General features: G+C 43.0%; 6 protein-coding genes. 3 read left to right on the forward strand and 3 right to left on the reverse strand.

The genetic code is table 11. The annotated features are described in order from the left end of the window. Positions 1 to 985: 985 nt before the first annotated feature. Positions 986 to 1,909: a glutaminase B gene (gene glsB, locus H5182_RS21585; protein WP_145235030.1), complete on the forward strand. Its 924-nt coding sequence runs from the start codon at positions 986 to 988 to the stop codon at positions 1,907 to 1,909. A 20-nt stretch (positions 1,910 to 1,929) separates the two neighbouring features. Here the strand turns inward: glsB and H5182_RS21590 are convergent, their stop codons facing one another. After that, the gene (locus H5182_RS21590) at positions 1,930 to 3,234 is read right to left on the reverse strand and encodes an inosine/guanosine kinase (protein ID WP_145235032.1); all 1,305 of its coding nucleotides are present in this window, start codon (positions 3,232 to 3,234) and stop codon (positions 1,930 to 1,932) included. 179 nt (positions 3,235 to 3,413) lie between these two features. Between H5182_RS21590 and tadA the strand changes: the two genes are divergently transcribed. Beyond that, the gene (gene tadA / locus H5182_RS21595; RefSeq protein ID WP_145235034.1) at positions 3,414 to 3,917 is read left to right on the forward strand and encodes a tRNA adenosine(34) deaminase TadA; all 504 of its coding nucleotides are present in this window, start codon (positions 3,414 to 3,416) and stop codon (positions 3,915 to 3,917) included. Here tadA and H5182_RS21600 read toward each other — a convergent pair. Together H5182_RS21600 and mltF are read right to left on the reverse strand one after the other, a co-directional pair. Continuing rightward, a complete protein-coding gene (locus H5182_RS21600) occupies positions 3,914 to 4,081 on the reverse strand; it encodes a hypothetical protein (protein ID WP_169020230.1) in 168 nt (55 codons plus the stop codon). The two genes, tadA and H5182_RS21600, sit on opposite strands and share 4 nt — an antisense overlap. 134 nt (positions 4,082 to 4,215) lie before the next feature. Further along, positions 4,216 to 5,736, reverse strand: coding sequence for a membrane-bound lytic murein transglycosylase MltF (gene mltF / locus H5182_RS21605; RefSeq protein WP_259398341.1), 1,521 nt, complete (start codon positions 5,734 to 5,736; stop codon positions 4,216 to 4,218). A gap of 253 nt (positions 5,737 to 5,989) precedes the next feature. On the opposite strand from mltF, the gene purL reads away from it, so the two are divergent. Then, a complete protein-coding gene (gene purL, locus H5182_RS21610; RefSeq protein ID WP_182760618.1) occupies positions 5,990 to 9,874 on the forward strand; it encodes a phosphoribosylformylglycinamidine synthase in 3,885 nt (1,294 codons plus the stop codon). The last annotated feature ends 101 nt before the right edge of the window (positions 9,875 to 9,975 follow it).

Raw genomic sequence — 9,975 nt, forward strand, 5'->3', positions numbered from 1 at the left:
AACTCAGTAGTGAAACGAAACAGCGCCGATGATAGTGTAGCATTTGCTATGTGAAAGTAGGACATTGCCAGGCTCCAAATAAGAGAAACCCGTTACAGCGATGTGACGGGTTTTTTGTTGTCTGGCATAAAGTAAAAAGAAGGTTCGAGGTGAAAGGTAATAGGTTAAAGGAAAAGAATAAGAGCCTAAAGCCGACTCTATACATTTGCTATGTGGCTCTCTACCGCTGTGGGCACTATGACATCACCAAGCTCCAAATTGAGAAAGCCCGACTAGAAATAGTCGGGCTTTTTTACGTCTGGAATAAAGTAAAAACACCAAGCCAAGACCCCATGGTGAACTCAGTAGTGGCCGCTCTTGCAATCCCTATGCTCTACGGCATGTGTATTCCTATACACAGCTCGAAGGCGAGCCCCGCACAAGGCCGCCCCGACACAAAGATAGTGTCGCATTTGCTATGTGGCTCTCTACCGCTGTGGGCACTACGACATCGCCAAGCTCCAAATTGAGAAAGCCCGACTAGAAATAGTCGGGCTTTTTTACGTCTGGAATAAAGTAAAAATAAAGGTTCGAGGTGAAAGGCAATAGGTTTTAGGTAAAAAAGAATAAGAGCCTAAAGCCGACTCTATACATTTGCTATGTGACTCTCTACCGCTGTGGGCACCACGACATTGACAGGATCTAAATTGAGAAAGCCCGACTAGCAATAGTCGGGCTTTTTTACGTCTGCAGGAAAGCTATTGGCTTCGAGCCGTCAGCGTTAACCTTTGACATGCGTGTACTGTCATTTTCTAATCTTGAAAACTAGCGCCCTCTATAAGTGATAGGCAAGCTCGCACTCTTTGTAAGTAAAAGGCAAATCAGCATTATTAATAAGTGACTGTAAGCGTGTTTTATTAGGTATTATTTGAGTAATAAAGTCAGTCTGCTTTTCTTCTAATATGGTAGAATTTTATTTCTGTTTTCAATGCCAATGAGGGTTACCTTGCCTACCTCTGATTATCAACAAGTCTTAAATGAAATTACCGCTGAGGTGCAACCACTGTTATCACAAGGTAAAGTGGCGGATTATATTCCAGCATTGGCTGAGGTTGATGCTAACCAATTTTCTATTGCTATATATACGACTGATGGCCAGACATTTTGCGCAGGCGATTGCTCGCAACGCTTTACAATTCAATCTGTTTCTAAAGTAATGACGTTAACGTTAGCGCTGCAGCGCTATGGTAATGAATTATGGCAACGAGTCGGCAAAGAGCCGTCAGGTACTGCGTTTAACTCTTTGACTCAGCTTGAGTTTGAAAAGGGTATACCGCGTAACCCTTTCATAAATGCCGGTGCTATCGTTACCTGTGATGCGTTATATAGCCGCTTGTCTGCACCTATGCATTCAATGTTAGAAACATTTAGGTTATTGTCTGGAAATAAGGGCATAGTGATTGATAAAAAGGTCGCTAATTCTGAGTATGAATTTCGTCATCGTAATGCTGCTATGGGGCATTTAATGAAGTCCTTTGGTAACTTTAAAAACGAAGTTGACGATGTGTTATGGGCATATTTTAATTTTTGTGCAATAGAGCTCAATTGTGTCGAATTGGCTAAAGCATATAACTTTCTGGCCAATAAAGGGATAGATAACGTGTCTAATAGACGCGTACTTTCAAGTCTGCAAAACAAACAGCTCAACTCATTATTATTTACCAGCGGCCTCTATGATGCGGCGGGCGATTTTGGTTATAGGGTTGGTATGCCGGGTAAATCAGGAGTATCGGGCACTATATTAGCGGTGTTACCGAATAAGTTTACAGTGGCTGTGTGGTCGCCAGGGTTAAATTCATTTGGCAACTCGGTGGCAGGAATAGCAGCCCTTGAGCTGCTATCTAAAAAACTTGATATCTCTATTTTTTAACTAATATGTATTGGGAGTTGTTACTGCTCCCAATAAACCTGTTCGAGGCAGTCTTCACGCTCAGGTAAACCACGAGATAAGCGCGGTGAATGCTGTACTAACACCTCAAAACTGGCACGGTTAGCATACTTACTAATTTGTGCTAATGATGAGTAGGTCATTGCCGGTTGCTGGTGTTTAGCTGAATTACCAACATTGAGCTTATGGTAAACATTTGCCGATAAGTCATGTAGTACCGCCGCTAATGCACAATCTCCTGCACCATTGGTGTTCTTAATAGAGTCTGGACCACCCATAAATGGCGCTGTATGGCTGTATGCACGAATTGGCTGCTGACAGTCAACTTTGCGCATAGCGCGCGAAAACTCATAACGATTGAAATCTGGTATTGCGCCAGGCAGCAATGGGTATTCTGTTTCTCGTTTAAATTGCTCATCGATGTAGCCTGCCATAAACAAGCCTTTTTCACCTGCGGTACAGATCACTAAATCTACCCAATCAAGTGCTTTATCAGCAGCAAGTAGAGGGTCTTCAAAGCCAGTTATTGCCAGCCCTTCTTCCTCATTCATTGCTAAAATATCAACATGTTTTTCAACAAAACTAGCCCACCAAGTAGGGTCTTGCTCGATTAAAAACTTAGTACCAAGAGTGAGTACGACAGGGATGCCAGCATCATTGGCATATTTGACAGCTTGCATTGTTGCTTCTGTCATCGTCTCAGAACCTTGCGTACGCATTAAGTAAGCACTGATCACTAATGCCGATGAGTTCTCTATTAACTCCTGATCGATTGATTCAGGTCGTAGGTGGTTCATCAGCCCTGCGCTGATCGCAAAAGTACGTTCACCAGTATCGTCAATGAGTGTAAAGCAGCGACCGATCGGACCATCTACCGGTTGTAAGTAGTCGAGATCGACACGACTTGAGGTGTTACATAAAAAGCGATAAGCGTAGCTACCAATTTTAATGTTTTCACTCATCACACCCAGTAGTACAGAGCGGTCATCCGCTAATACTGAGTAGTTGTGCATAGTGTTGCCGATAGTACCGCCTGCAAACTCATAATCGATCATATCGTTGAGTTTTAAGCGGTCATATAATGCATTGGTTATATCACTATCAATAACTTGCGACATACCTCGGCGCAGTTGAAATTCGTCAAGGAAAGCTTGATCGACTTTAGCTTCTATATCAACTACGATTTGATCTATCCCTGTGATGTAGCTGCGTTGCAACTTATCACTGGCGTTGAGTTGATTAGTAAGTGGATCTTTGGCTTCCACTGGAAAATAATGTTTATGCCTGCGGCGTCCAGGAAATTTCATTTGCTACCCGTGTGTTGTGAGCTAAATAAAAAAAGCGAGAGATTATATCGTAAATCGCACGGGGTGAGCCATGTTAAAGCTGTTTTAATTTGTTTTATTTTTATCACTAATCAGTATATTTAGCGTTTTAATGGCCTAAGTGAGTATAATTAAACAATAATTAGTTAAAGATTAAGTCAATGAGTGAACAATTGAACGATCAATATTGGATGGCGCAAGCTCTAGAGTATGCAAAAAAAGCGGAGCAGTTGAATGAAATTCCTGTCGGTGCTGTACTGGTCAAAGATAATCAGTTGATTGCAGCTGGCTATAATCGTTCGATTACCGATAACGATCCTTCTGCTCATGCAGAGATGATTGCGATACGCGAAGGTGGCAAGGTCGTTAATAATTACCGCTTGATTGATTGTACTTTATACGTCACGTTGGAGCCATGCTCTATGTGCGCCGGGTTGCTAGTACACAGTCGTATCAAACGTTTAGTGTTTGGTGCTGCGGATGAAAAAACAGGATCAGCAGGCTCTATTATGAATCTATTACAAGATCCTAGATTAAATCATCAGGTTGAAGTTGAGGCCGGAATACTAGGTGAGTTATGTGGGCAAACTATTTCTGATTTTTTTAAACGCCGCCGTCAAGAAATAAAAGCTGCAAAGAAAGCTTTGCGTGACCTGAAGGCTTAACCTGCAGGTGCTGCAATGCTTAACTCTGCCATTTGTTGCATTGCAAACATTCTACGACGCCAAATTACTTTTCTATGTAAATTACGCAGCATTATTCTGCGACGGGTAGATGATGAATAAATAACATTTCGTTTGAACGAATGTGTACGCCGACGTTTCAGCATGGTTTCTCCTGAAAATGTGAGAGTGAGAAAAGATATAAGTTAATTATATACTTGATACTACACATTAGTGATCATTTGATGACAAGTAAATAGATATTTTAGTTTGCGCGTACCTATCGCATTTAAAGTTATTTTTATTGTTCGCCGTTATCTTTTTTTTGCGGTGCTTGCTCATCGATACTGTCATCTTTTGTTGGGGAGACCGTGGTTTGTATTGTGGCAGGCTTTGGATTTTTAATCTCAGCAGCTTGGGTAGTAGGTTGATCTATTTGTTCTGCATCATCGGGTTCAGTAGTCGGTGTGCTGATCGCGTCATTTTCATCTAACCAAACTAGTGCATCGTAGTAACGACGAATATTATCCACATACTTGACTGCAACGTCACCGCGCGAATAGCCGTACTTGGTTTTACGGTAGTAACGTTTTTTGATTAATAGCGGTAAGCGTTTTTTCACATCAGCCCATTTATCAGGGCTAGCACCTTGCTGCTCGGTAATAATACGAGCATCGTTCACGTGACCCCAACCAATATTATAGGATGCTAAAGCTAGCCAAGTACGATCTGGCTGAGGAACGCGGTCGGGAATTCGTTTTTCTAGCTTCGTCAAATATTCTGCGCCGCCTTTGATATTTTGCTCAGGAGCAAGACGATTAGTTACGCCGACCTGCTTTGCAGTATCACGAGTGAGCATCATAATACCACGAACTCCTGTGGGGGATTTTGCTCGCGGATTCCACATTGATTCTTGATAACTTAAAGCTGCAAGTAATCGCCAATCTAGGCTGCCTGCATATTGCTCAAACCAAGGTTGATATTTTGGCAGTGTTTCTTTAATTGCTTCAATATAGGCAAGGGTATTAACGTAGTTAAATTGGCGGACATGGCCAAAATATTTTTCTTCAAGTACATAAAGCTGATTACTGTGTTTTACTTCACCAAAAAACGGCACCATTAACGCATATAACGAATCGTCGCCGTCTTTGCGCAGCAGCCAAGCAATGGGATCGTTACGAGTAACAGAAAAACCAATACTAAGATTAGGGTGATAGCGACGAAACAACGATAGGGTATGTGAGTCGGCAAGAGTGTAATCAATTTCACCATCGATCACTGCTTGTAATAGCTCTTCTTCGTCGAGATCTTCTGTTTCGCGCCAATTTAAATTGGGGTGAGTTTGTTTAATTTGTTGCAGTGCCAATGAATGGCTACTTTTGGCAAGTACTGTCAGGTTATCGGTTAGATCATCAAAATCACGAGGTCTTACTCTACCTTGTTTATAAACCAGTTTTTGGCTAATTGTGCGATAGGTTGGGCCAAAACGGTAATCTTGGGCGCGTACTTTATTGTACGTTAAACCAGAGGCTATTAAGTCTAAATCGCCGCTATCTAAGCGTGAAAACATGTCGGATAAGTTAAAAAATGGCACCATCTCAAGTTCAACCCCAAGGTGATCTGCAAACTCTTGGGCTAACTCATATTCAAATCCTTGTTCACCTTGCACTGCTTGATAATAATTACTTGCTCCAGCTAACGTACCCACTCTGATTTTGTTTTGAGTTTTTATTTGGCTAAGTTGAGATTGCTGCTGTTGCATATCGCAGGCACACAAAAGCATTACTAACGTAATGATTGTTATTAGCTTTTGTTTAAACATACTGTGCCCCTTGAATGCTATTACACCCTTATATCAAAACTTTGCGATGACGTCACTTGGCGATTTGTCATAGTTGACTTTACTGTGTTTGATATTTCATCTGCCACTAGGCATTATTAGTAATAAACGATGCTAACTTATAGCGCTCTTGCCGCAATTTTAATTCCCTGCTTAACCTGTATTTCCGAGTTACTTGAGTATATAATACCCGCCTAAAATATCGTTCAATCCCTAACCCCGGATGAAAATACCTATGTTGATCCTTCGTGGTGCACCAGCACTTTCCGATTTTAGAGTTCAGAAAATTTTAGCCCGTTGCCAACAGGCGCAACTTCCAGTCACTAATGTATACGCTGAGTATGCACACTTTGCAGATCTAACCGCACAGCTGTCAAGTGATGAGCAAACTAAGCTTGAGAAGTTACTTACCTATGGTCCAACGATTGCCGAACATACACCTGCAGGCACTTTGGTGTTAGTAACGCCTCGTCCTGGCACAATCTCGCCATGGGCTTCAAAAGCGACGGATATTGCACATAATTGTGGCTTAACTCAAGTACACCGTGTTGAGCGCGGCATCGCTTATTATGTTGAAGGTGACTTAAACGCTGAGCAATTAAATCAAGTTGCAGCCTTATTACATGACCGCATGACCGAAGCAACGCACAGCGCAATGGACGACGCTGCGACGTTATTCCGTACTGATGCACCGAGTCAAATGTCATCAGTTGACATTTTAGCCGGCGGCCGTGAAGCGCTAGCAACTGCAAACGTTGAGCAAGGTTTTGCCCTTGCTGATGACGAAATTGATTACTTGGTAGAAAACTTCCAAAAGTTAGGGCGTAACCCGAACGACATTGAATTATTTATGTTTGCACAAGCAAACTCAGAGCATTGTCGTCATAAAATTTTTAATGCAGATTGGACCATCGATGGTGTAGTTCAGCCTAAATCGCTATTCAAAATGATTAAAAATACCTACGAGCTAAACCCTGAAAACGTATTATCTGCTTATAAAGATAACGCCGCAGTAATGAAAGGTTCGAAAGCGGGTCGTTTCTTCCCAAATGCTGAAGGTGAATATGCATATCATCAAGAGAACATTGAAATCTTGATGAAAGTTGAAACCCATAACCACCCAACTGCGATTGCACCTTTTTCTGGTGCTGCTACCGGTTCTGGTGGTGAAATTCGTGATGAAGGTGCAACAGGCCGTGGCTCTAAGCCAAAAGCAGGTTTAGTTGGCTTTACTGTATCAAATTTACGTATTCCTGGTTACGAGCAACCGTGGGAAACTGATTTTGGTAAGCCTGCTCGTATCGTTACAGCATTAGATATTATGACTGAGGGCCCATTGGGTGGCGCTGCGTTTAATAATGAGTTTGGTCGTCCAAACTTAGTCGGTTACTTCCGCACTTATGAAGAGCAAGTAATCAGTCATAATGGCCTTGAGGTGCGTGGTTACCACAAGCCAATTATGCTTGCCGGTGGTTTAGGTAATATTCGTACTGACCATGTACAAAAAGGTGAAATTCCTGTTGGCGCTAAGTTGATTGCGTTAGGTGGCCCAGCGATGAACATTGGTTTAGGTGGCGGTGCCGCTTCATCAATGGCGTCAGGCCAATCAAATGAAGATTTAGACTTTGCGTCAGTACAACGTGAAAACCCAGAAATGGAACGTCGTTGTCAAGAAGTCATCGATAAATGCTGGCAGTTAGGTGATGCTAACCCAATCGCGTTTATTCACGATGTGGGCGCGGGCGGTTTATCAAATGCATTCCCTGAGCTTGTTAATGACGGTGGTCGTGGGGGCAAATTCCAACTGCGCGATATTCCGAATGATGAGCCGGGCATGGCACCGCATGAGATCTGGTGTAACGAGTCTCAAGAGCGTTATGTACTTGCTGTCGCGGTTGAAGATTTTGACCGTTTTGAAGCCATTTGTAAGCGTGAACGTGCGCAATATGCAGTGATAGGTGAAGCGACTGAAGAGCGTCATTTAACCGTTGCAGATAGCCATTTTGGTAACAACCCCGTTGATTTACCACTGGATGTGTTATTAGGCAAAGCACCTAAAATGCACCGTGAAGCGCAATCTCAACAAGTTATTGGTAAAGCGCTGGATACTGCAAATATTGACGTAAGTGAAGCGGCAACACGTTTATTACGTTTACCTGCGATTGCTGAAAAGACGTTCTTGATCACCATTGGTGACCGCTCAGTAACAGGGCTAGTTGCTCGTGACCAAATGGTTGGTCCTTGGCAGGTGCCAGTTGCTAACTGTGCCGTAACTGCAGCAACGTATGACACTTACCATGGTGAGGCAATGTCTCTTGGTGAGCGTACACCTGCAGCATTGCTTAATTACGGTGCATCAGCACGTTTGGCCGTAGCTGAATCATTAACCAATATTGCTTGTGCTAACATTGGACCGCTTGAAAACATTAAGTTGTCTGCTAACTGGATGGCAGCAGCTGGTCACCCTGGCGAAGATGCGGGTCTTTACGAAGCAGTTAAAGCGGTGGGTGAAGAGCTTTGTCCTGCGCTTGGTTTAACCATTCCTGTGGGTAAAGACTCTATGTCGATGAAAACCCAGTGGGATGAGAATGGCGAGCAGAAGTCAGTAACAGCACCATTATCACTTATTATCACCGCGTTTGGTCGTGTTGACGATGTACGTAAAACGGTTACTCCGCAGCTACGTACAGATAAAGGTGAAACCTCACTTATCTTGGTTGACTTAGGTGCTGGTAAAAACCGACTAGGTGCATCAAGTTTAGCGCAAGTTTATAAGCAATTAGGTGATGTAACGCCAGATGTAGATAGCCCTGAATTACTAAAAGGCTTCTACAATGCAATGCAAGCGTTAGTCGCTGATAATAAGTTACTTGCTTATCATGACCGTTCAGACGGTGGTTTATTTACCACAGTGGCTGAAATGGCATTTGCGGGTCATACTGGTGTGACTGTTAATTTAGATGGTTTAACAGGTTCTGACATTGAAGCACTTTATAATGAAGAGCTCGGTGCGGTAATCCAAGTTGCTAACAGTGATTTAGAGGTCGTGAACGCAGTATTTGCTGAGCATGGCATTGCTGCAATCAGCCATGAAATTGGCACACTTAACAGTGACGACAGTGTGGTATTTAACCGCGCTGGTAACCCTGTACTTAGTAACACGCGTACTGAATTACGTACTATTTGGGCAGAAACCACCTACCAAATGCAAGCACGTCGTGATAATCCTGATTGTGCTAAGCAAGAATTTGATGCCAAGTTTGATGTTAAAGATCCTGGTCTTAACGTTAAACTAAACTTCGATTTAAATGAAGATGTGGCAGCACCGTATATTGCGACAGGCGCTAAGCCTAAAATGGCTATCTTACGAGAGCAAGGTGTTAACTCGCATTTAGAAATGGCAGCAGCATTTAACCGTGCTGGTTTTGCGGCAGTTGATGTACACATGAGCGATATTCTTGAAGGGCGTTTAAGTCTGGAAGAGTTTAAAGGCTTAGTGGCATGTGGCGGCTTCTCTTACGGTGACGTGTTAGGTGCTGGTGAAGGTTGGGCTAAATCAATCTTATTTAATGATATGGCACGTGAGCAGTTCCAAAGCTTCTTTGAGCGCCAAGACTCATTTAGTTTAGGTGTGTGTAACGGTTGTCAGATGTTATCAACATTAAAAGAGTTGATCCCTGGCACTGAACATTGGCCACGCTTTGTGACGAATAAATCTGAGCGTTTTGAAGCACGTTTTAGCTTAGTTGAAGTGCAAGAGAATCCTTCGGTATTCTTCAACGGTATGGCGGGCTCTCGTATGCCTATCGCTGTGTCTCACGGTGAAGGTCATGCTGAGTTTGCTAATGATGCAGCAGTGAAAGCAGCGCTTGAGTCAGGTACTGTAGCGGTTAAGTTTGTTGATAACTACGGTAACCCTACGACACAATATCCTGCTAACCCGAACGGCTCGCCAGAAGGTATCACAGGTATTACTTCAGCTGATGGCCGTGCTACTGTAATGATGCCTCACCCTGAACGTGTATTCCGTGCGGTTGCTAACTCGTGGCACCCAGATGAGTGGCGCGAAGATAGCCCATGGATGCGTATGTTCCGCAATGCACGTAAAAATGTAGGTTAAACTATATTTATACACACTAGATTCATTATCTAGTACTAGAATAAAAGGCTGCACTGTGCAGCCTTTTTTGTTTATGCTGGTCAAAGGTCAAAGGTCAAAGG

The organism is Pseudoalteromonas sp. SG44-17 (assembly GCF_014164235.1).
In the GTDB taxonomy this organism is placed as follows: domain Bacteria; phylum Pseudomonadota; class Gammaproteobacteria; order Enterobacterales; family Alteromonadaceae; genus Pseudoalteromonas; species Pseudoalteromonas rhizosphaerae.